This window comes from Microvirgula aerodenitrificans DSM 15089 (genome assembly GCF_000620105.1).
GTDB lineage: Bacteria > Pseudomonadota > Gammaproteobacteria > Burkholderiales > Aquaspirillaceae > Microvirgula > Microvirgula aerodenitrificans.
In genome coordinates this window covers 1-20,800 of record NZ_JHVK01000037.1, presented here as the reverse complement: position 1 = coordinate 20,800, position 20,800 = coordinate 1, and the positions used below count along the sequence as shown (strand labels likewise).

Annotated in this window: 20 protein-coding genes; 14 read left to right on the top strand and 6 right to left on the bottom strand. The window is 66.6% G+C overall.

Going from position 1 to position 20,800, the window contains the following annotated elements:
* Positions 1–814, top strand: an 814-nt coding sequence (locus tag Q352_RS0117120) for an AMP-binding enzyme (RefSeq protein WP_028500380.1), incomplete at its 5' end; no start/stop codon positions are given.
* A gap of 77 nt (positions 815–891) precedes the next feature.
* On the opposite strand, the gene Q352_RS24490 is transcribed toward Q352_RS0117120, so the two are convergent.
* Positions 892–1,224, bottom strand: coding sequence for a P-loop nucleotide/nucleoside kinase family protein (locus Q352_RS24490; protein WP_084300326.1), 333 nt, complete (start codon positions 1,222–1,224; stop codon positions 892–894).
* 92 nt (positions 1,225–1,316) lie between these two features.
* Here Q352_RS24490 and rsxA point away from each other — a divergent pair, with 92 nt between their 5' ends.
* The 10 genes from rsxA to Q352_RS0117065 all read left to right on the top strand — a co-directional run bounded on the left by rsxA (position 1,317) and on the right by Q352_RS0117065 (position 10,625).
* Positions 1,317–1,898, top strand: coding sequence for an electron transport complex subunit RsxA (gene rsxA, locus Q352_RS0117110; RefSeq protein ID WP_028500379.1), 582 nt, complete (start codon positions 1,317–1,319; stop codon positions 1,896–1,898).
* Positions 1,895–2,470: an electron transport complex subunit RsxB gene (gene rsxB / locus Q352_RS0117105; RefSeq protein WP_028500378.1), complete on the top strand. Its 576-nt coding sequence runs from the start codon at positions 1,895–1,897 to the stop codon at positions 2,468–2,470. Before rsxA ends, rsxB begins: the two co-directional genes overlap by 4 nt.
* Complete coding sequence (rsxC, locus tag Q352_RS0117100) at positions 2,467–4,155, top strand: electron transport complex subunit RsxC (RefSeq protein WP_028500377.1); 1,689 nt, start codon at positions 2,467–2,469, stop codon at positions 4,153–4,155. The genes rsxB and rsxC overlap by 4 nt, the downstream gene beginning before the upstream one ends.
* Positions 4,156–4,159: 4 nt before the next feature.
* Positions 4,160–5,176, top strand: a complete 1,017-nt coding sequence (locus Q352_RS0117095) for an RnfABCDGE type electron transport complex subunit D (RefSeq protein ID WP_028500376.1) — start codon at positions 4,160–4,162, stop codon at positions 5,174–5,176.
* Entirely contained in the window at positions 5,173–5,838 is a 666-nt protein-coding gene (gene rsxG, locus Q352_RS21775) for an electron transport complex subunit RsxG (RefSeq protein WP_051529061.1), read from the top strand. Before Q352_RS0117095 ends, rsxG begins: the two co-directional genes overlap by 4 nt.
* On the top strand, positions 5,835–6,545 hold the full coding sequence (locus tag Q352_RS0117085) for an electron transport complex subunit E (protein ID WP_051529060.1): 711 nt from the start codon (positions 5,835–5,837) through the stop codon (positions 6,543–6,545). The genes rsxG and Q352_RS0117085 overlap by 4 nt, the downstream gene beginning before the upstream one ends.
* The gene (nth, locus tag Q352_RS0117080; RefSeq protein ID WP_028500374.1) at positions 6,542–7,180 is read left to right on the top strand and encodes an endonuclease III; all 639 of its coding nucleotides are present in this window, start codon (positions 6,542–6,544) and stop codon (positions 7,178–7,180) included. Before Q352_RS0117085 ends, nth begins: the two co-directional genes overlap by 4 nt.
* Positions 7,181–7,295: 115 nt before the next feature.
* Positions 7,296–8,798: a DegQ family serine endoprotease gene (locus Q352_RS0117075; RefSeq protein WP_028500373.1), complete on the top strand. Its 1,503-nt coding sequence runs from the start codon at positions 7,296–7,298 to the stop codon at positions 8,796–8,798.
* A 130-nt stretch (positions 8,799–8,928) separates the two neighbouring features.
* The gene (locus Q352_RS0117070; protein WP_084300324.1) at positions 8,929–9,843 is read left to right on the top strand and encodes an RHS repeat-associated core domain-containing protein; all 915 of its coding nucleotides are present in this window, start codon (positions 8,929–8,931) and stop codon (positions 9,841–9,843) included.
* 137 nt (positions 9,844–9,980) lie between these two features.
* Positions 9,981–10,625 (top strand): MarC family NAAT transporter, encoded by a 645-nt coding sequence (locus tag Q352_RS0117065; RefSeq protein ID WP_028500371.1) that lies wholly within the window; start codon positions 9,981–9,983, stop codon positions 10,623–10,625.
* Between the two features lie 56 nt (positions 10,626–10,681).
* Here Q352_RS0117065 and Q352_RS0117060 read toward each other — a convergent pair whose 3' ends face one another.
* From Q352_RS0117060 to Q352_RS0117040, 5 genes are all read right to left on the bottom strand, one after another.
* On the bottom strand, positions 10,682–12,085 hold the full coding sequence (locus tag Q352_RS0117060; protein WP_028500370.1) for an MBL fold metallo-hydrolase RNA specificity domain-containing protein: 1,404 nt from the start codon (positions 12,083–12,085) through the stop codon (positions 10,682–10,684).
* On the bottom strand, positions 12,082–14,481 hold the full coding sequence (locus tag Q352_RS21770) for a phosphoketolase family protein (protein WP_036386887.1): 2,400 nt from the start codon (positions 14,479–14,481) through the stop codon (positions 12,082–12,084). Before Q352_RS21770 ends, Q352_RS0117060 begins: the two co-directional genes overlap by 4 nt.
* Before the next feature lie 33 nt (positions 14,482–14,514).
* On the bottom strand, positions 14,515–16,275 hold the full coding sequence (locus Q352_RS0117050; RefSeq protein ID WP_028500369.1) for an ATP-dependent nuclease: 1,761 nt from the start codon (positions 16,273–16,275) through the stop codon (positions 14,515–14,517).
* A gap of 66 nt (positions 16,276–16,341) precedes the next feature.
* On the bottom strand, positions 16,342–17,364 hold the full coding sequence (locus Q352_RS0117045) for an adenosine deaminase (RefSeq protein WP_028500368.1): 1,023 nt from the start codon (positions 17,362–17,364) through the stop codon (positions 16,342–16,344).
* A gap of 80 nt (positions 17,365–17,444) precedes the next feature.
* Positions 17,445–18,248, bottom strand: a complete 804-nt coding sequence (locus Q352_RS0117040; protein ID WP_028500367.1) for an AraC family transcriptional regulator — start codon at positions 18,246–18,248, stop codon at positions 17,445–17,447.
* 110 nt (positions 18,249–18,358) lie between these two features.
* On the opposite strand from Q352_RS0117040, the gene Q352_RS0117035 reads away from it, so the two are divergent.
* From Q352_RS0117035 to Q352_RS21765, 3 genes are all read left to right on the top strand, one after another.
* Positions 18,359–19,543, top strand: coding sequence for an MFS transporter (locus Q352_RS0117035; protein WP_028500366.1), 1,185 nt, complete (start codon positions 18,359–18,361; stop codon positions 19,541–19,543).
* A gap of 58 nt (positions 19,544–19,601) precedes the next feature.
* Entirely contained in the window at positions 19,602–20,147 is a 546-nt protein-coding gene (locus Q352_RS0117030; protein WP_036386885.1) for a lipocalin family protein, read from the top strand.
* A 178-nt stretch (positions 20,148–20,325) separates the two neighbouring features.
* Positions 20,326–20,800, top strand: a 475-nt coding sequence (locus Q352_RS21765) for a SpvB/TcaC N-terminal domain-containing protein (protein ID WP_276325002.1), incomplete at its 3' end; no start/stop codon positions are given.

Sequence of the window (20,800 nt, the reverse complement as noted above, 5' to 3'; positions counted from 1 at the left end):
CCTGCGCCTGCTCGGCACGGTCGGCGAGCCGATCAACCCGGAAGCGTGGATGTGGTACTACGAAGTGGTTGGCGGCGGTCGTTGCCCGATCGTCGACACCTGGTGGCAGACCGAAACCGGCAGCGCGATGATCGCGCCGATGCCGGGCGCGGTGGCGACCAAGCCGGGCAGTTGCACCCTGCCGCTGCCGGGCATCATGGCCGATATCGTCGACGAATCCGGCGCGCCGGTCGAACTTGGCAATGGCGGCTTCCTGGTCATCAAGCGTCCGTTCCCGAGCCTGGTCCGCACCATCTGGAACGATGCCGACCGCTTCCGCAAGACCTACTTCCCGGACGAGTTCAACGGCCAGTACTACCTGGCCGGCGACTCGGCGCACCGCGACGAGGACGGCTATTTCTGGATCATGGGCCGTATCGACGACGTGCTGAACGTGTCCGGTCACCGTCTGGGCACGATGGAAATCGAGTCGGCGCTGGTCGCCAACCCGCTGGTGGCCGAAGCCGCCGTGGTCGGCAAGCCGCACGAGGTCAAGGGTGAGGCCGTGGTGGCGTTCGTGGTGCTGAAGGGCCCGCGTCCGACCGGCGAGGAAGCCAGGAAGATCGCCGCCGAGCTGAAGAGCTGGGTCGCGCACGAAATCGGCAAGATCGCCCAGCCGGACGATATCCGCTTCGGCGAGAACCTGCCGAAGACCCGTTCGGGCAAGATCATGCGCCGCCTGCTGCGTTCGATCGCCAAGGGCGAGGAAATCACCCAGGACACGTCGACGCTGGAAAACCCGCAGATTCTCGATCAGCTGCAAGAACCGGCCTGATCGCAAAAAACAGCCCAGGAGAGGTTGGAGGAGAAGGTAGCCACGGCGAATGCCGTGGCTTTTTTCATCTGCGGGGCTCAGCCATGCCGAACAAGCCGGAACCCCTCCTCGTCCGCCGGCGGCACGAAGTGGCGCGTCATGGCGTCGAACTGTGCGTCATCCAGCGTGAACGGGTGTCCGCCGGCGGCGTGGCGCGCCCGCAGCCGGCGCTTGCATTCCTCGTCCGTCACATCAAGGTAGTGCAGCTCGTGGCCGACACCGGCCTGGGGAATGAGGACATGAACTTCTCCTGTGGGTCTGCAGGACCAGGGAGGCAGAAAACAGAAAACCCGCCCGGGCCGCTTTTCTGCCCCGGCGGGAGACCGCCGTTTCCGGCCCGCTGGACTACGCTGAATATTGCGCCAGGCCAAATACCGGCGGGGCGCCGGTTGAACTCTGCCGGGGCGCGTCGGATAATCCGCACATTTTTCGCCGTCCTCCCGGTGACGGAAGGGCGCTTGAGATGGACTTCAGTCATTACCTTTTGATTCTCGTGGCCGCCGTGCTGGTCAACAACGTGGTCCTGGTCCGCATTCTCGGCCTGTGCCCGTTCATGGGGGTCTCGAAGAAGCTGGAAGCGGCCATCGGCATGGGCGCGGCCACGACTTTCGTGCTGACGCTGGCATCCGGCACCAGCCACCTGATCAACCTGCTGCTGCTTGCAGCCGGGGTCGAATACCTGCGCACGCTGGCTTTTATCGTCGTGATCGCCGCCATTGTGCAGTTCACCGAAATGGTGATCCAGAAGACCAGTCCGGTGCTGTACCAGGTGCTCGGCATCTACCTGCCACTGATCACTACCAACTGCGCCGTGCTTGGCGTACCGCTGCTGAATGTGCAGGAAAAGCATACTTTTGCCGAGTCGCTGGTATTCGGCTTCGGCAGCGCCGCCGGCTTCACCCTGATTCTGGTGCTGTTCGCCGCCATGCGTGAGCGACTCGAAGGCGCCGACATCCCGCGGCCCTTCCAGGGCACGGCCATCGCCTTTGTCACCGCCGGACTGATGAGTCTGGCCTTCATGGGCTTCGGGGGCCTGGTGAAATGAGCGGTTTCCTGATTGCCATTGCGGTAATGGCGGCGCTGGCCCTGCTGCTCGGCGCGGTGCTCGGCGCCGCCTCGGTCCGCTTCCGGGTCGAAGGTGACCCGCTGGTCGACAAGATCGACGCCGTACTGCCGCAAACCCAGTGTGGCCAGTGCGGCTACCCCGGCTGCAAGCCGTACGCCACCGCCATTGCCGGTGGCGAAACCGGCATCAACCGCTGTCCGCCGGGCGGCGAAGATGGTATCCGCAAGCTGGCCGACCTGCTCGGCGTCGAGTTCGTGCCGTTCGACGCCGATGCTGCCCAGCCGAAACCGAAGTCGGTTGCCGTTATCGACGAAACCACCTGCATCGGCTGTACCCTGTGCATCCAGGCCTGCCCAGTCGATGCGATCCTCGGCGCGGCCAAGCATATGCATACCATCCTGCGCGACGAATGCACCGGCTGCGAGCTGTGCGTTGCCCCGTGCCCGGTCGACTGCATCCACATGGCGCCGCTGCCGGTCACGGTCAAGAACTGGAAATGGCACTATCCGGTGTTCGCCCTCACCCTCGCTCAGCCCTCCGGTCCCGCATGAAACCACGCTTTACCTTCCATGGCGGCGTCCACCCGCCGCGCCACAAGACCGAATCGAACGGCACGCCGATCCGCGATGCCGGCCTGCCGCCGCAACTGGTGGTGCCGCTGAACCAGAGCATCGGCAATCCGGCCCGCCCCTGCGTCGCGGTCGGCGAGCGGGTGCTCGCGCACCAGCGCATCGCCGATGCCGACGGCAATGTGTCGGCCGCCGTACATGCCCCGGCGTCCGGCCGGGTGCTGGCCATCGAGGAACGACCGTTCGCCCATCCGTCCGGGCTGCCGGCACTGAGTATCGTCATTGAGCCGGATGGCCGCGACGACAGCGTCGACCCGGTGCCGGTCGACTGGCGACAGGCCGATAGCCGCACGCTGCGCGAGCAGTTGCGCGACATGGGTGTGGTCGGACTGGGCGGCGCCGTGTTCCCGACTGCGCTGAAGCTGAGCGATGGCGGGCTGGAGACGCTGGTCATCAATGGCGCCGAGTGCGAGCCGTATATCAGCTGCGACGACCGGCTGATGCGCGAGCGCGCGGCCGACATCGTCCTCGGCGTCGGGCTGCTGGCCGAGCGCATGCAGGCGAAGGAAACCCTGATCGGCATCGAGGACGACAAGCCCGAGGCCATCGCCGCCCTGACGGCCGCCTGTGCCGGCACCGGTATCGAGGTGGTCAGCGTGCCGACCCGCTACCCGGGCGGCGGCGCCAAGCAGCTGATCCGCGTGCTGACCGGCAAGGAGGTGCCGCATGGCGTGCGCTCGACCGATTTCGGCGTGCAGTGCTTCAACGTCGCCACCGCCTATACCGTCTGGCGCGCACTGGTGCTGGGCCTGCCGGTGGTGTCGCGCATCGTCACCGTGACCGGCGCCGTCGCGCGGGCCGGCAATGTCGAGGCGCGCATCGGCACGCCGGCCGACTGGCTGGTCGGCCAGGCCGGCCCGACGCCGGACAGCCGCGGCATCATCATGGGTGGTCCGATGATGGGCTTTACCCTGCCGGCACCGGCCGCCGGCATCACCAAGGCGACCAACTGCCTGATCGCCCGCAGCGAGGCGCTGCTCCCGCCGCGTCCACCGGCCCTGCCCTGTATCCGCTGCGGCGCCTGCAGCGAGGTCTGTCCGGCCAGTCTGCAGCCGATGGAGCTGTACTGGCATGCCAGGTCGAAGCAGTTCGGCCGGGCGCAGGAATACGCGCTGTTCGACTGCATCGAATGCGGCGCCTGCAGCTATGTCTGCCCGAGCCAGATTCCGCTGGTCGACTACTACCGCTACGCCAAGGACGAAATCTGGGCCGCCGAGCGTGACAGAAAGGCGGCCGAACTGGCACGGACACGCTTTGACTTCCGCAACTACCGCGCCGCGCGCGACAAGGAAGAAAAAGCAGCGCGCCTTGCCGCCCGTGCGGCAGCCGCTGCTGCCAGCGCTCCCGCCGTCGCAGCCGAGACGGCCCCCGCCCCTGCGGCAACCCTCGATGCCGACAAGCAGGCCGCCATCCAGGCGGCCATGGCCCGGGCGGCGGCGCGCAAGGCCGCCGGTGCCGGCAAGGACCCGGCCGCTCCCGCCGCCACGCCGATGAGCGATGCCGACAAGAAAGCGGCCATCGAGGCCGCCATGGCCCGCGCCGCCGCACGCAAGGCGGCCAAAGCGGCCGAGGCGACGCCGCCCCCCTCCGAATCCGATGCCCCCTGAGCCGATGCCGACTTCGCCCTATCTCGCCAAACCCACCCGCGTCAGCCATATCATGCTGACCGTGATCGCCGCGCTGCTGCCCGGCCTGCTGGTCTCCGTCTACGTGTTCGGCGCCGGCGTGCTGCTGCAGCTGGTGCTGGCCTCGCTGGCCTGCCTCGGCTTCGAGGCTGCCATGCTGCGGGCACGCGGCCTGCCGCTGCGTCCGTTCCTCGCCGATGGCTCGGCCTGGGTCACCGCCTGGCTGCTGGCGCTGTCCTTCCCGCCGCTGGGCCCGTGGTGGTTGCTGGTCGTCGCCAGTTTCTTTGCCATTGTCGTCGCCAAGCACCTGTATGGCGGGCTCGGCAACAATCCGTTCAATCCGGCCATGGTCGGCTTCGCGGTGATGATCATCTCGTTCCCGGCGCAAATGTCGCAGTGGGCAGCACCATATGGTTCGCTGTCGGCATGGGAACAGGTCGTCCATATCCTGACCCGCCAGTTGCCGGAACGGGTGGCGCTGGATGCGGTCAGTGCCGCCACGCCGCTCGATTACCTGAAAACCCGGCTCAGTGCCGGTCAGGGGCTGGATGACGCCCTGCACGGACCGGTGTTCGGCTACCTGGCAGGCGCTGGCGCCGAATGGGTCGCCGCGGCCTTTGCGCTCGGCGGCCTGTACCTGCTGGCGCGGCGCCTGCTGAGCTGGCATGCGCCAGTAGCGATGCTGACTACCCTGGCCGTGGTCGCCGCCCTGTTCCATGCGCTGGACCCGTCGCGCTTTGTCGGCGCTCCACTGCATCTGCTGGCCGGCGCCTCGATGCTCGGGGCATGGTTTATCGTGACCGACCCGGTCACCGGCCCGGTCACGCCGCGCGGCAAGCTGCTGTTCGGCGCCGGTGTCGGCCTGCTGCTGTGGGTGATTCGCAGCTTCGGCAGTTTCCCCGACGGCATGGCCTTCGCCATCCTGCTGATGAATATCGCCGTGCCACTGATCGATCGCTATACGCAACCGCCGGTTTTCGGCCATGACAAGGCCGCACCATGAATGAAACCCTGCGCCAGGCCCGCGTCAGCGCACTGACGCTGTTTGTGTTTGCGCTGGTCGCCACCGCGCTGATGGCCGGCGTCTACGCGCTGACCCACAGGATCGTCGCCGCCAACGAGCAGGCCGCCCGCCTCGCCATCGTCAGCCAGGTGCTGCCGGCCGGCGGCTATGACAATGATCCGGCCCGGGCAGCCGTGACGCTGTCCGCCGCCGATGGCCGCCGGCTCGGCAATGACGGCCCGTCACAGGTTTATATCGCCCGCCTCGGCGGCCGCATGGTGGCCCGGGTGTTCGAGGCCACGGCGCCAAACGGCTATGCCGGCAGGATCCGTCTGCTGGTCGGGGTCGATGCACAGGGCGCCATTACCGGCGTGCGCGTGGTCAGCCACAAGGAAACGCCGGGGCTCGGCGACTATATCGATCGCGCCAAAAGCGACTGGATCGACCAGTTCAACGGCCTGGCCCTGACCCGCGACAGCGAGTGGAAGGTCAAAAAGGACGGCGGCCGGTTCGACGCCATGGCCGGGGCAACGGTCAGCCCGCGCGCCGTGGTCGGCGCCGTGGCAAACACCCTGCGCTTTGTTGCCGCCGAACGCACAAAACCCGGACAATGGGACGCTCAGCCCGTCCCCGCCCGTGAACCCACCGGTGCCAGACCATGACGACCCAGCCCCCCCAGGACAACAGCCCGGCCGCGCCGGCGCACGAGATGCGCGATATCGCGCTGAACAGCGTATGGAAGCAGAACGCCGGCGTAGTGCAGATTCTCGGCATGTGCCCGGTACTGGCGGTCAGCACCAGCGTGGTCAATGGCGTGTCACTCGGCCTGGCCACCGCACTGGTGACCGGACTGTCCAGCGCGGCGGTGGCCGCCGTGCGCCATCTGGTGCCGAACGAGATCCGCAATCCGATTTTCATCACCATCATCGCCGCGCTGGTGACCATGGTCGACCTGCTGATGAACGCCTATGTGCACGGGCTGTATGCCGTACTCGGGATTTTCATTCCGCTGATCACCACCAACTGTATCGTGCTGGCGCGTGCCGAGGCCTTCGCATCGAAGAATCCGCTGCGGCAGTCGGCCTGGGACGGCTTCATGATGGGCATCGGCCTGACGCTGGTGCTCGGCCTGCTCGGCGCCTTGCGTGAACTGCTCGGACGCGGCACGCTGCTGTCCGGTCTGGACCTGGTGTTCGGCCCGCAGGCGGCCGGCTGGGTCATTCATGTCGCCCCGGCCGACTACCAGTTCCTGATCGCGCTGCTGCCGCCGGGCGCCTTCCTCGGCCTGGCCGCACTGATCGCCGGCAAGAACTGGCTCGATGCCCGCGCCCGGGCCCGTACCGCCAACCGTCAGCTGGCCCCGGCATGAACGACAGCAAACGCAAAGCCATCATCGCCCGTCTGGCCGCCGCCAACCCGTCTCCGCGCACCGAGCTGAACTACAGCACGCCATTCGAGCTGCTGGTGGCCGTCGCGCTGTCGGCGCAGGCAACCGACAAGAGCGTCAACGCTGCCACCGCCCGGCTGTTTCCGGTCGCCAATACCCCGGAGAAAATGCTTGGTCTCGGCGAAGACGGGCTGATTCCGTACATCCAGACCATCGGCCTGTTCCGCAGCAAGGCCCGCCATGTGATCGAAACCTGTCGCCTGCTGCTGGAGCGGCATGGCGGCGAAGTGCCGCAGACGCGGGAGGCGCTGGAAGCGCTGCCCGGCGTCGGTCGCAAAACGGCCAATGTGGTGCTGAACGTCGCCTTCAATCAGCCGACCATTGCGGTCGACACCCATATTTTCCGTGTCGGCAACCGTACCCGGCTGGCGCCGGGCAAAACCCCGCGCGAGGTCGAGGACAAGCTGATCCGCGTCACCCCGGCCGAATACAAGCTGGATCTGCATCACTGGCTGATCCTGTTCGGTCGCTACACCTGCACCGCGCGCAAGCCGAAATGCGCAGACTGCGTGATTGCCGACCTGTGCGAATGGCCGGACAAGGGTGCACAGGGCTGACGCGTCAGGACTTGCAACCGGACCAGTGAGCACCATGTATTCGGGCACCGCGCTGGTGTTACCATGTTGCGGTTTTCAGATTCAAGCCCTGCCAGAAAAAAAGGATGACGTTGTGATGCCCGCTTTCCGCAAAACCACCCTTGCCCTCGCATTGACGCTGCCGTTCATGCTGGGCGGGTGTGACAAGGCCAAGGAGCTTTATCAGTCCTGGAGCGGCTCGGGCGCAGACAAGCCCATCGTCCAGAACGCGCCCAACCGTCCCGGCATGCTGCTGGCCGATTTCACCACGCTGGTCGAGCGCGAAGGCCCGGCCGTCGTCAACATCAGTGCCAACCGGGTCGAGGAAGACGACGGCAGCGATGCCGATTCGCCATTCCCGTTCCCGATTCCGGAAGACGATCCGTTCTACGAATTCTTCAAGCGCTTCATGCCGCCGGGCGGGGGGCAGACCCAGCAGCCGCGCGAGCGCGACTCGATCAGCTATGGCTCGGGCTTCATCATCTCCAGCGATGGTTACATCATGACCAACTCGCATGTGGTGCTGAATGCGCAGCAGATTCTGGTCAAGCTGACCGACAAGCGCGAACTGAAGGCCAAGCTGGTCGGTATCGACAAGCGCACCGACGTCGCCCTGCTGAAGGTCGAGGGCAAGGACCTGCCGACGGTCAAGATCGGCAATCCGGCCACGCTGAAGGTTGGTGAATGGGTCGCCGCGATCGGCGCGCCGTTCGGCTTCGACAATACCGTGACCGCCGGCATCGTGTCGGCCAAGGGCCGCAACCTGCCGGACGACACCTATGTGCCGTTCATCCAGACCGATGTCGCCATCAACCCCGGCAACTCGGGCGGGCCGCTGTTCAATCTCAGTGGCGAAGTGGTCGGCATCAATTCGCAGATCTACAGCCGTTCCGGCGGCTTCATGGGCATTTCGTTCTCGATTCCGATCGACATCGCCATGTCGGTGGCCGAGCAGCTGAAGACCAGCGGCAAGGTCAGCCGTGGCCAGCTCGGCGTGCACATCCAGGAAATGACCCAGGAGCTGGCCCGTTCGTTCGGTCGCGACACCGCCGATGGCGCGCTGGTGGTCCGGGTCGAATCCGGCAGTCCGGCGGCCAAGGCCGGTCTGGCACCGGGCGACATCATTCTCAGCCTTGACGGCAAGAAGGTCGGCAGTTCGGCCGACCTGCCGATGCTGGTCGGCGAGAAGAAGCCCGGCACTACGGTCAAACTCGGCGTCTGGCGCAAGGGCCAGTCGCTGGCGCTGAACGCGGTGCTGGTCGAACTGAAGGCGGACACGGCCCAGGGCGCACAGAAGAAAAAGGCCGAACAGCAGCCGCAGCTGAATTTCGACCGGCTCGGCATCTCGGTCAGCGAACTGACGCGTGAGCAGCGTTCGCAGCTGGGCATCCAGGGTGGCCTGCTGGTCGACAAGGTGACCGGTCTGGCGGCCAAGTCCGGCCTGATGCGCGGCGATGTGATCATCGGCGTCAACCAGAACAGCGTCGCCGACCTGAAGACGTTCGAGAAGCTGCTTGCTGCCTCCGGCCCGAACCTGGCACTGCTGGTGCGCCGGCTGGACAACACGCTGTACATCCCGCTGAAACTCGGCAACGAGTAGGTACTGACGGCCGGCATGGGCATCCACTCATCGGCCTTTGCCCTGCCCGCCCGCACTCCGCTGTATATATGAAGCGGAGTACGGGCGGGAGGCGTTCTCGCCGACGAGTTCCTTATCGGGGGGAAAAGCCATGACATTCAGAACGCGCCGTGCCTCTCTGATGCGGCCCCCGGCTTTCGGCCGCGTCATGATCGGCATGCATGGGCAGCTGATCGACGTGATCGACAATAACGTTCAGCTGTATCACCTGGGCAACGGTGCTCGCAGCTACTCGCCAACGATACAGCGCCTTCTGCGCCTGGATCCGTTCAGTCCGTTCTCGGCAGGGGGCGTCAATGGCTACGCATTCTGCAATGGCGACCCGATCAACCGGACCGATCCGTCGGGCTATCTGAGCCTTGGATCCGGCCTGGATATTTTCGCCGGCATGCTGAGCGCCGTGGTTGCCCTGGCCCTGGTGATAACGACGGCCGGCATGGGCTCTCCACTGCTGATGGCCTTGTCTTATGTGGCGGCCGGCTTCAGCCTGACGTCTTCCGCCTTGCAGGCCGCGTCGGGCAGCATGGAGGGCGTTCACCCGGCCGTGTCGGAAAAGCTGAGTATCGCTTCCAATATTTTTCAAATTGCCACAGCAGTGATTGAAATCGGCCTGTTTGTCCATCTGATGCGAAAAGGCACGAATCTCGCCCACACTTTCCACAAAGTGTCCCCCGATCATCTCGATCCGCGTATTGGCAGACTGCCCACCATGGTGGATGTTGCTGTCCCGCAATCGTTTTTTCCCAGGGCCGCGCTATTGAACGCCTCGACATCGACATCAGGGCTGAGATCCAGCCTGGGGTCGCTGGCTTCGATGCGCAGCATCAGAAGTCTGGCCACCTCGCCGTCGGTGGCCACCCTGCGTTCACCGGCATCGTATTCGATGCTCTCATCGTTGCGCTCTCTGCCGCAGTCGCCCAGCCTGGCCAGTTCGGCCAGTTCGCTGTATCAGACGGCGCCGGGCTCACTGCGCTCATCGCTTGGCCAGATCAGTCTCCTGCTGTAAGCGGCGCGGACCCCGGGACTCCGGCGGAGGGACAGGAATGGATGCCGGTGCGCCATGCGCACCCGCTGCATCCATCCGGCGGGTGCACACAGGCAGCAGAATGCGCATAATGCCGGCTGGTCCCGGACACCCGCCCCATGTCGATCACCCAACTCGTATCGCAGTATCTGCTCGGCGCCCTGCTCAGCCTGGTGGTCATCACCAACCCGCTGTCGAAGATCCCGATGTTCATCTCGCTGACCACCCACGACAGCCGCACGCAGCGCGCGCGGGTCGCACTGGATGCCTGCCTGTACGCGGGCGGCATCATGGTGGTATCGCTGGTCGGCGGCAACGTGGTGCTGGAAATGTTCGGTATCTCGTATGGTGCACTGCGGGTCGCCGGCGGCATCGTCGTGGCGCTGGTCGGCTACCGGATGCTGTACCACTCGCAGGACACCACCAGCCAGGCCACGCGCGAAGGCCATCAGGTGGCGTTCTTCCCGCTGGCCATGCCGGGCATCAGCGGCCCCGGCACCATCGCCGTGGTCATCGGCTTCTCGACCGAGATCGCCGAAATTTCCAACTGGAATTTCAAGCTGGCCGCACTCGGGCTGACCCTGCTGGCCATCGTTGGCGCCACGCTCTGCGTGTGGCTGGCACTGCGGCTGTCGTCGCGCATTTCCGAGCAGCTCGGCCCGAGCGCCATGGACGTGCTGACCCGGCTGATGGGTTTCCTGCTGATCTGCGTCGGCGTCCAGTTCATCGGCTCCGGGGTGCGGACTTTCTACACCTCGCTGTAGCCTCGCCCGTTCAGGCGATGGACAGCAGTTCCGGGCCGGCGGTCACCAGCCGCGAGTCAGTCCAGCGTGACCACGTCGCCCCACTGCGGCAGGACCAGTGGCCAGCCGAGATCCGCCGCGACGGTATCGGCGAATGCCTGCCGGGCGCTGGCCTCACCATGGACCAGGAACAGCTTGCGCGGCGGCGCGGAGAACCCGCCCAGCCAGGCCAGCAGACCGCGACGGTCGGCATGGGCCGACATCGCATGCAGCTCGGCAATGCGCGCCCGGACCGGATACGACTCGCCGCCGATGCGGACCTCCCGTGCACCATCGACGATCTCGCGCCCCAGCGTTCCCTCGGCCTGGTAGCCGGTGAACAGCACGGTGGACTCCGGCCGGCTGATATTCGCTTTCAGGTGCTGCTTGATGCGCCCCCCGGTACACATGCCGGAACCGGCGATCAGCACGGCCGTGCCGTGGATGGCATCCAGCGCCCGCGAGGCAACCGGGCTGCGCACGGTCTCGATCAGCCGCCGCGTGTCACGCCATTCACGGCCGCGCAGCATTTCGCGCGCCGGCCCGTCAACAAAGGTCAGCATGCGCCGGTAGATCGCCGTGGCATCGATGGCCATCGGGCTGTCCAGGTATACCCGCAGCGGCGGAATGCGGCCGGAACCGAGCAGATGCGAGAAATGCAGCAGCAGTTGCTGTGCGCGTTCAATGGCGAATGACGGCACCACCAGATTGCCGCCCCGGTCGACGGTATCGTTGACGATGTCGGCCAGCACGGCCTCGGTGTCCTCGTCCGGGTGGTCGCGATCGCCGTAGGTGGTTTCCAGCACGATGTAGTCAGCCTCGTGCAGCACGGCCGGGTCCGGCACGATCGGCATGTCGCGCCGGCCCAGGTCGCCGGAGAACACCAGCTTGCGGGTCTTGCCGGCATCGCGGGCCGTGACCTCCAGCAGGGCGGCACCCAGGATGTGGCCCGCCGGCAGAAAGCGCACGCTGACGCCGTCGACCGGCGACAGCGGCTCGCCGAAACGCGCTTCGCGGAAATGCGCCTCGGTCCGGCGCACGTCATAGCCGGTATACAGCAGTTCGCCGTCATGCTCGCCCTGTCTGCCCTCGCGCGCATGCCGCGCCTGCTTGATGCCGGCATCCTCGGCCTGGATGCGGGCAATGTCGGTCATGACCAGGCTGGCCAGACGGAGGGTCGGCGCGGTGGCCCAGATCTTGCCGCTGAAGCCGTCGCGAACCAGTTTCGGCAGCAATCCGCAGTGGTCGAGGTGGGCGTGGGTCAGCAGTACCGCATCAATGCTGGATGGCGGTACCGGAAAGCTCGCCCAGTTGCGCTCGAGAAATGCGCGCTCCTGATACATCCCGCAGTCGATCAGGATGCGCTTGTCGCCAATCTCCAGCAGATGGGCCGAGCCCGTGACCTGACCGGCCGCCCCGAGAAACCGCAATTGCATGCTCATGATTGTTCCCTTGCCTTTCCGTCTGCCCCACTTGCGGCCGGCCAGCGCCAGTCGCGGATTTCCGCCATGTCCTCGCCGTGCTCGCGGATGTAATCGCGATGACGGCCAAGCTGGTCGCGCAAGCGCTGGCGCGCGTAGGCGGACACGCGCGCCAGCGCCGGTACCCGGTCGATCACGGCCATGGCCAGGTGATAGCGGTCGAGTTCGTTGAGCACGGTCATGTCGAACGGCGTGGTGGTCGTGCCTTCTTCCTTGTAGCCATGCACGTGCAGGTTGTCATGGCTGGTCCGGCGGTAGACCAGCCGGTGGATCAGCCACGGATAGCCGTGATAGGCGAAAATCACCGGCTTGTCGGCGGTAAACAGCGCCGCATATTCGCGTTCGGGCAGCCCGTGCGGATGCGCCTCCGGCGGCTGCAGCCGCATCAGGTCGACCACGTTCACCACCCGGATTTTCAGGTCCGGGAACGCATCGCGCAGGATGGCCACCGCCGCCAGCGTTTCCAGCGTCGGCACGTCGCCGCAGCAGGCCATGACCACGTCCGGCTCGTCGCCGATATCGTTGCTGGCCCACTCCCAGATGCCGATGCCGGCCTCGCAGTGGCGCACGGCGGCTTCCATGTCCAGCCACTGCGGCGCCGGCTGCTTGCCGGCAACGATGACATTGACCAGATTGCGGCTGCGCAGGCAGTGGTCGGACACTGCCAGCAGCGTATTGGCATCCGGCGGGAAGTAGACGCGGATCACCTCGGCCTTCTTGTTGACCACATGGTCGATAAAGCCCGGGTCCTGGTGCGAGAAGCCGTTGTGGTCCTGGCGCCAGACGTGCGACGTCAGCAGGTAGTTCAGCGAGGCGATCGGCCGTCGCCACGGGATGCCTTCGCGGGTGACCTTCAGCCATTTGGCGTGCTGGTTGAACATCGAGTCGATGATGTGGATGAATGCCTCGTAGCACGAGAACCAGCCATGGCGACCGGTCAGCAGATAGCCCTCCAGCCAGCCCTGACAGGTATGCTCGGACAGGATTTCCATGACCCGGCCACCGGCAGCCAGATGGTCGTCGCCCGGCAGCCGCTCGGCCATCCACGCGCGTTCCGTGGCCTCGAACAGCGCACCGAGCCGGTTCGACACCGTTTCGTCCGGGCCGAACACGCGGAAGTTGGCCGATGCCGCATTGGCGCGCATCACATCACGCAGGAACATGCCCAGCGCACGCGGCGCTTCGGCATCGACGCCCCCCGGCGTCGGCACGTCGACCCGGTAATCGCGATAATCGGGCAGCAGCAGGTCGCGCAGCAGTTCGCCGCCATTGGCATGCGGATTGAGTCCCATGCGCCGCGTGCCGGCTGGCGCCAGCGCGGCGATCTGCGACCGCGGCGCCCCGCTGGCGTCGAACAGCGTGTCCGGGCCGTAGCTGTACAGCCAGTCTTCGAGCTGGCGCAGATGCGCCGGATTGCCGAACAGGCCCGACAGCGGTACCTGGTGCGAGCGCCAGCTGCCCTCGGTCAGCTGGCCATCCACGGTTTTCGGGCCGGTCCAGCCTTTCGGCGTGCGCAGCACGATCATCGGCCAGCGTGGCCGCACCGTGTTGCCCTCGACCCGCGCCGCGCGCTGGATGCCACGGATATCCGCCAGCACGCGGTCAAGTACGGCAGCCATGCGCGGGTGCAGGATGTCCGGATCGTCGCCATCGACGAAATACGGCTGGTAACCATAGCCGGTCAGCAGGCTCTCCAGCTCGGCCTGCGGGATGCGCGCCAGCACGGTCGGGTTGGCAATTTTGTAGCCGTTCAGGTGCAGGATCGGCAGCACCGCGCCATCGCGGACCGGATCGAGGAATTTGTTCGAGTGCCACGCAGTGGCCAGCGGCCCGGTTTCAGCCTCGCCATCGCCGATCACGCAGGCGACCAGCAGCGACGGATTGTCGAAAGCGGCGCCATAGGCATGGGAAAGCACATAGCCGAGCTCGCCGCCCTCGTGGATTGACCCCGGCGTTTCCGGCGAGGCATGGCTCGGCACGCCGCCGGGAAACGAAAACTGGCGGAACAGCCGGCGCATGCCCTGTTCGTCGCGCGAAACTGCCGGGTAGCGCTCGCTGTAGCTGCCTTCCAGCCAGGTGTTGGCCAGCATGGCCGGGCCGCCATGACCGGGGCCGCACAGGAAGATCGCATTGAGGTCATGGTCCTGGATCGCCCGGTTCAGGTGGGCATACAGGAAATTCAGGCCGGGCGAGGTCCCCCAGTGACCAAGCAGGCGCGGTTTGATGTGCGCCTCGCTCAGCGGCGCGCGCAGCAACGGGTTGTCGAGCAGGTAGATCTGGCCGACGGTCAGGAAGTTGGCGGCGCGCCACCAGGCATCGACCTGGGCCAGGCGTTCGGGAGACAGGGATTCGCTCATGCGGGACTCCGAAAAAAGGGGCCGTCCGGGGGATTACGCCTCCGGTGGCGGCCGATAGCGGTGATGGGTCTTGCGCCGCGGCCGGTGGTGATGTCGGGAATGCGGCTCCTGCGCCGGCTCGACCACCAGCGGCGATTCGCCACGAGCCAGTGCCACGCAGCACTCGATGACCCGACGCATTTCCTCCGGCACGCCGGGCGAGCCGGCCTGCTGCATCGCATCCAGCGCTTCCAGCGCCAGCAGCGGCTTCGGTGTGCGATGGATGGCGCGGGTGATCACCCGCGCCGGCGACATGACGTCGACCGCCGTTTCCGGCAGCCGGGCGTGGCGGCGATAGACATCGGCATAGCCGGCGTGCCACAGCGCATTCTCGATATCGCGCTGGCGCAGCACGGTCACATGCTGGTCGAGCTCGCCGGGCGGCACATGGCTGCGCACCGCAGCGGCATAGCTCTGCCCGGCATGGTCACCGTCGGCCAGCAGGTGCCAGCGGATGCCCAGCGCCTGCGCGACCTTGACCAGCGGCGGCAGGCCGCACTGGGCGAACTCGACGCAGACGATGCCCTCCATGGCAAAGTCGTAGCCGCACAGCCGCGCCAGTTCGGGCAGCAGCCAGAATTCGGTTTCGCCCTCGACCAGCAGCCAGCAGCGGGCAAAGGCCGCCACGCCGCGATGGCTGCGCACGTGATAGCTGTAGCGGCGCAGTTCGTCGCGGTCGAGTACATCGGCCGCCACCCGCCAGACGGTCACCTCGCCATTCAGCCGCGTCAGCCGGCGCAGCGAGGTCATCGGCACCGAGGCCAGCAGATCGCCGGAATGGGTGCAGACGATTTTCTGCCAGCGGATGCGGTCGATCAGATGCCAGATGGCCGACAGCGTCATCGGGTGCAGATGGGCTTCCGGGTCTTCGATGATCAGGATGGGTTCGGCGCCGGGCGCCGTCGGCGTGTCGCGATGGTCGAGCACGGCACCGAGCAGCAGCAACAGGCCGAGCCGGTAGGCGGTGTTGCCGTACGGGGGCAGGAAGGTCTGCGGCGTCAGTCCGCTGCCATTGCCGATCAGCTCTCCCAGCATCGGCGCATGCCGCGGCGCCTCGTCGCCATTGCGCCCGGGGGCGTTCAGCCGTTCAAGCAGATCGAGCGCCGCGTCGAAACCGGCACTGAGTTCTTCCGGCAGGTCGACGCTGATGCCTTCGACCAGTTGCTGGTAATGGCGATGCACGCGCGCCGCCAGCTGGTCAGCCTGGTCCGGGGTGCCGGCCAGCGTGGCCAGGTGCGCCGCCAGCGGCAGCCGGCGGGCCGGCGAGGCACTGGCATCGATGCGGATCAGCGGATTCAGCGCCCGCAGCCAGGCCAGCTGGGCAGCATCGTTGTCACGGCTGCCGGCCGGGCCGGTGAAGCGCCAGGTATCGACCTCGCGGCCGTGCCGCTCGTTGCTGGCCGCCAGCTCGAAGCACAGCTCGCGCGGCCACGGCATGCCGCCCAACAGTTCACGCACCGGCTCGAACGCCGGCACATCCCACTCGCCGGGCTCGCGCTCGACGAAGCACAGCCGGGCACGGATCGGCTGCGGCACTTCGCACAGGCCTTCCTCGGGGCAGCGCACGTCCCAGCGCGAAAAGGCGAAGGGGCCGGCGCCGTCCTCCGGCGCTTTCAGTACTGCCGTCAGCAGATCGAACAGGCTGGAACGACCACTGTCGTTCTCGCCGATCAGCACGGTGCTGGCCGGGTCAAAATCCAGCACGCCGTGGCGAATGCCACGGAAATGCGCCACTTCCAGTCGCGACAGGTGCATGCGACGCTCTCCCGGTCTGGTGCTGCCTGTGCCGCGCGGCCACCGGCCGCCGGCGTCAATGCGCTGCTACGCGGCCTGCCAGTCGGCGTACACGCGGTCGATATCGGCCAGCAGGCGTGCCTGGGCGTCGACATCCAGCCAGCTGGCCTCGATGCTGTTCTTCGCCAGCCGGACCACCTGCCCGGCACTGAGCTTCAGTGCCTCGATACAGGCCACATAGTTGTCGTTCACATAGCCACCGAAGTAGGCCGGATCGTCCGAGTTGATGGTGACTTTCAGCCCGGCATCCAGCAGACGGGCCAGGTTGTGCTCGCGCAGGTCATCGACCACGCGCAGCTTCAGGTTCGACAGCGGACAGACCGTCAGCGGCGTCTGCTCGCGCGCCAGACGCGCCATCAGTGCCGGATCTTCGGCACAGCGCACGCCATGGTCGATGCGGCTGACATTCAGCAGATCCAGCGCTTCGCGGATATAGTCGGGCGGGCCTTCCTCGCCGGCATGGGCCACCACCGGCAGGCCGAGCTCGCGACAGTAGGCAAAGACGCGCTGGAATTTGGACGGCGGATGGTCACGTTCGCTCGAATCGAGGCCGATGCCGTCGATGCGGTGCAGGAACGGTCTGGCCAGTTCCAGCGTGGCGATCGCGTCGGCTTCGGACAGGTGGCGCAGGAAGGACAGGATCAGGCGGAAGCTGATACCGTCGCGCGCCTCGGCTTCGAGCAGCGCGCGGCGCATGCCGGCCAGCATGGTCGGCAGGCTGACGCCACGCGCGGTATGCGTTTGCGGGTCGAAGAAGATTTCCACATGGCGGACATTGTCGGCGTGCGCGCGTTCGAGATAGGCGCGGGTCAGCGCATAGAAGTCCGCTTCGTCACGCAGCACGTCGGCGCCGGCATAGTACAGGTCGAGAAAGGACTGCAGGCTGTCGAAATCGTAGGCGGCACGCAGCGCCGCGACATCGGGATAGGCCAGGGTCACGCCATGGCGGTCAGCCAGCTCGAAAGCCAGTTCGGGTTCGAGGGTGCCTTCGATGTGCAGGTGAAGTTCGGCTTTGGGAAGCGCCCGGGCGAGCGCGGCAATGTCATGCATTTGTTCATGTCTCCAGCAAGACCTCAAGGATACAGGGCTGGCACGGGATGGGCACCCGTCGCGTATGCTGCACGGCCCGCTCAATACCGGTTTTCAGCCAGGTTTCTGTCAGCCATGTAGCGGGTCGGCGCCTGGCCCAGTGCCTTGCGGAACATGGTGATGAACGCGCTGACCGATTCATAGCCGAGATCCTGCGACACGATCTGCACCGGCGTACCGACCGACAGCCGCTGCAGCGCCACGATCAGGTGCAGCTGCCGCCGCCAGCGGCCAAAGGTCATGCCGGTTTCGGCCAGGGCCAGCCGGGCCAGGCTGCGCTCGCTCAGCGCCACCCACGCGGCCCATTGCGCCATCGTACGCCGGTCAGACGGATCGGCGATCAGTGCATCGGCAATCCGCCGCAACCGGCTGCTTGTCGCGACCGGCAGGTACAGCCGCTCGGCCGGCATCGACGCCAGTTGCTCCAGCAGCACCCGCGCCAGCCGTCCGGTCGGACCATCGGCCGGATAATCCGGCGCCTGGCCGGCCAGATACTCGATCAGCTCGCGCAGCAGCGGACTGATGGCCAGTGTGCAGCAGTGCGCCGGCAGCGCCGCGGCACCGGGCTCGACGAACAGCAGGCCGATGCGGCCATTGTCCGAGACCCGGTTGCTGTGCGGCAGACCGGGAGGAATCCAGACCCCGCACTGCGGCGGCACCAGCCAGATGCCGTCCTCTACCGTGCAGGTCACCGCCCCGCGCAGGGCCAGCACCAGCTGACCCTTGCGGTGGCAGTGGAACGGCTGCTCGCGGCCGTTGTCGCGGACATCGAGCCGCAGGGCGATTGCCGAAGCCGGCCACGCATCCGGGTCGAAGGTCAGCGGGAAGGCAAACAGGTCGGACATGCCGCACTCCGGGCCAGATGGCTGTTTTTGACAATTAAAAGTCATTTTAACCAAAGACAGTCAAAAAGGGCTCGCCGTAAAGTGGCCGTTCCTCTTTTCCCGGACCCTCCATGACTGCAAACACCCCCTCCCTTCCGCCTGCACGTGCCGGATTGCTGGTTCTTGGCATCCTGCTGATCGCGAGCAATCTGCGCGCCCCGGTGACCAGCGTGGCGCCGGTACTGGACCTGATCCGGGCCGACTTCGCCTTCAGCGCGACCGCCGCCGGACTGCTGACCACCCTGCCGCTGCTGGCGTTTGCCGCCCTGTCACCACTGGCCGGCCCACTGGCGCGACGCTGCGGGCTGGAACGCACGCTGCTGCTGTCACTGCTGGCGCTGATCGCCGGTCTGCTGATCCGTTCCGCTGGCGCCGAGTGGGCGCTGTTCGCCGGCACCCTGCTGATCGGTGCCGCCATTGCCATCGGCAATGTTCTGCTGCCCAGCCTGCTGAAACGCGATTTTCCGGACCGCATCGCCTCGCTGACCTCGGCTTATGTGCTGGTGATGGGCATCGCGGCCGGGCTGGGTTCGGTGCTGGCCGTGCCGCTGGCGCAATGGTCATCCGGCTGGGCACTGTCGCTGCTGTTTCCGGTCGTACTGGCCCTTGCCGGTTTGCTGGCATGGCTGCCGCAGTGGCAACGGCATACCGCGCCGGTGCCGGCCGCGGCGACAGCGGTGCAGGAGACCCCGCTGTGGCGCAATGCGCTGGCCTGGCAGGTCACGCTGTTCCTGGGACTGAACTCGCTGGTGTATTACGTCGTCGTCGGCTGGCTGCCGTCGATGCTGCGCGATGCCGGGCTGCCGCCCGCCACTGCCGGCTCGATGCATGGCCTGCTGCAGGTGGCCTCGGCCCTGCCCGGGCTGCTGCTGGTGCCGGTCATCCGCCGCCTGCACGACCAGCGCCTGCTGGCAGTCGCCACCTCGACACTGTCGACAGTCGGTCTGCTCGGACTGCTGCTGGCACCGCACTGGAGTGTGCTGTGGACGCTGATGTACGGCATGGGCGCCGGCGCAACCATCATCCTGGGGCTGGCTTTCGTCAGTCTGCGAGCGTGCAGCGTGCGCCAGGCGGCAGCCCTGTCCGGCATGGCGCAGGCGGTCGGTTATCTGCTGGCCGCCGCGGGGCCGATGCTGGTCGGCCTGCTGCGCGACCTGAGCGGTGGCTGGACGGTCACCCTGCTGCTGTGCATGCTGGTTTCACTGCTGCAGGCGGCTTCCGGTTTTCTGGCCGGGCGAAACATCCAGCTCGATTAAGCGCCCGGATGGCGCGCTTTCTGCCACGATACAGGCCGGACACGCTCAGGAGACCAGCATGAAACACCTTGCCCTTCCCTGCCTGCTGCTACTGGCGCTGGGCGCCACGCCGGCGCAGGCCGCCGATCCCGCGCCGGTTCGCAGTGTGCCGGCCGTGGATCTCGACCGCTATCTGGGGCGCTGGTATGAAATAGGCAGCCTGCCGATGTTCTTTCAGCGTCACTGCGTGGCCAATACGACGGCCGAATACCGGCGGCTGGACAATGGCAAGATTGGCGTGCTGAACCGCTGCCTGAACGAAAAAGGCGGTGTCGAACAGGCCGAGGGCAGCGCCGTGGTCGTCGACGGGCACGGCAATGCACAACTGAAGGTCACTTTCATGTGGCCGTTCCGTGGCGACTACTGGGTAATCGGCCTGGCACCGGACTACCGCTGGGCACTGGTCGGTACGCCGAATCACCGCTATCTGTGGCTGCTGTCACGCACACCGCAGCTGTCGCAGACCGATATCGACACGGCGCTGGCCATTGCCGGGGAGCAGGGTTTCAAGCTTGACGCATGGCGCCGTACCCGACAGCAACAGGACGTCCGGCCGGGGGACTGAGCGCGCGACCACTTGTCTGACAGCGGGAGCGGCAGCGAAGAGAGTTCGCTATAGCAGTCTTATCAGCGCCGGCAACCCCTTGCCCGCCGCGCCTCCCGATGCCGTCGCAGGTTCCTGCGTCAGGCTCAATCCGCCAGGCATGCCGCTGCACCTGCCTGTCAATCCGTGGAGCCACGCCATGTCCACCGAGCCTGTTTCCGTCGCCCCGCCGACCCTGCCCACCATCCACGACGCCCTTCCCGGCCCCGGTGACGGCAGCGGGCCCACCCTCTCCGCCGGCCTGGTCTCGTTCGACATCCCGCTGTCTCTCCCCGTCGCCCGCGAATCCGCCCCCGCCCTGACCCTCGGCTACAGCGCCGGCGCCGGCAACGGCCCCTGCGGCACCGGCTGGCGGCTCGCCCTGCCGACCATCCAGCGCCGCACCCGCCTCGGCGTTCCGCAGTACAACGACGACGACGTGTTCGTCGGCCCCGATGGCGAACCGCTGGTTCCCCAGCTCGGGGCTGACGGCAAGGTGGTGGTGCAAACCGGCGTCACCCGCTGTGTCGGCTCCACCCTGCCGCTGTCGTATACCGTCACCCCTTACTCCTCGCGCACCCAGACCGATTATTCCCGCTACCAATACTGGCAATCCGGGACCAGCGCTTTCTGGT

Bases quoted from the DNA above. Each gene is read 5' to 3' on its own strand.
- rsxA (WP_028500379.1), top strand. From the start codon at position 1,317: ATGGACTTCAGTCATTACCTTTTGATTCTCGTGGCCGCCGTGCTGGTC.
- rsxB (WP_028500378.1), top strand. From the start codon at position 1,895: ATGAGCGGTTTCCTGATTGCCATTGCGGTAATGGCGGCGCTGGCCCTG.
- rsxC (WP_028500377.1), top strand. From the start codon at position 2,467: ATGAAACCACGCTTTACCTTCCATGGCGGCGTCCACCCGCCGCGCCAC.
- Q352_RS0117095 (WP_028500376.1), top strand. From the start codon at position 4,160: ATGCCGACTTCGCCCTATCTCGCCAAACCCACCCGCGTCAGCCATATC.
- rsxG (WP_051529061.1), top strand. From the start codon at position 5,173: ATGAATGAAACCCTGCGCCAGGCCCGCGTCAGCGCACTGACGCTGTTT.
- Q352_RS0117085 (WP_051529060.1), top strand. From the start codon at position 5,835: ATGACGACCCAGCCCCCCCAGGACAACAGCCCGGCCGCGCCGGCGCAC.
- nth (WP_028500374.1), top strand. From the start codon at position 6,542: ATGAACGACAGCAAACGCAAAGCCATCATCGCCCGTCTGGCCGCCGCC.
- Q352_RS0117075 (WP_028500373.1), top strand. From the start codon at position 7,296: ATGCCCGCTTTCCGCAAAACCACCCTTGCCCTCGCATTGACGCTGCCG.
- Q352_RS0117070 (WP_084300324.1), top strand. From the start codon at position 8,929: ATGACATTCAGAACGCGCCGTGCCTCTCTGATGCGGCCCCCGGCTTTC.
- Q352_RS0117065 (WP_028500371.1), top strand. From the start codon at position 9,981: ATGTCGATCACCCAACTCGTATCGCAGTATCTGCTCGGCGCCCTGCTC.
- Q352_RS0117060 (WP_028500370.1), bottom strand. From the start codon at position 12,085: ATGAGCATGCAATTGCGGTTTCTCGGGGCGGCCGGTCAGGTCACGGGC.
- Q352_RS21770 (WP_036386887.1), bottom strand. From the start codon at position 14,481: ATGAGCGAATCCCTGTCTCCCGAACGCCTGGCCCAGGTCGATGCCTGG.
- Q352_RS0117050 (WP_028500369.1), bottom strand. From the start codon at position 16,275: ATGCACCTGTCGCGACTGGAAGTGGCGCATTTCCGTGGCATTCGCCAC.
- Q352_RS0117045 (WP_028500368.1), bottom strand. From the start codon at position 17,364: ATGCATGACATTGCCGCGCTCGCCCGGGCGCTTCCCAAAGCCGAACTT.
- Q352_RS0117040 (WP_028500367.1), bottom strand. From the start codon at position 18,248: ATGTCCGACCTGTTTGCCTTCCCGCTGACCTTCGACCCGGATGCGTGG.
- Q352_RS0117035 (WP_028500366.1), top strand. From the start codon at position 18,359: ATGACTGCAAACACCCCCTCCCTTCCGCCTGCACGTGCCGGATTGCTG.
- Q352_RS0117030 (WP_036386885.1), top strand. From the start codon at position 19,602: ATGAAACACCTTGCCCTTCCCTGCCTGCTGCTACTGGCGCTGGGCGCC.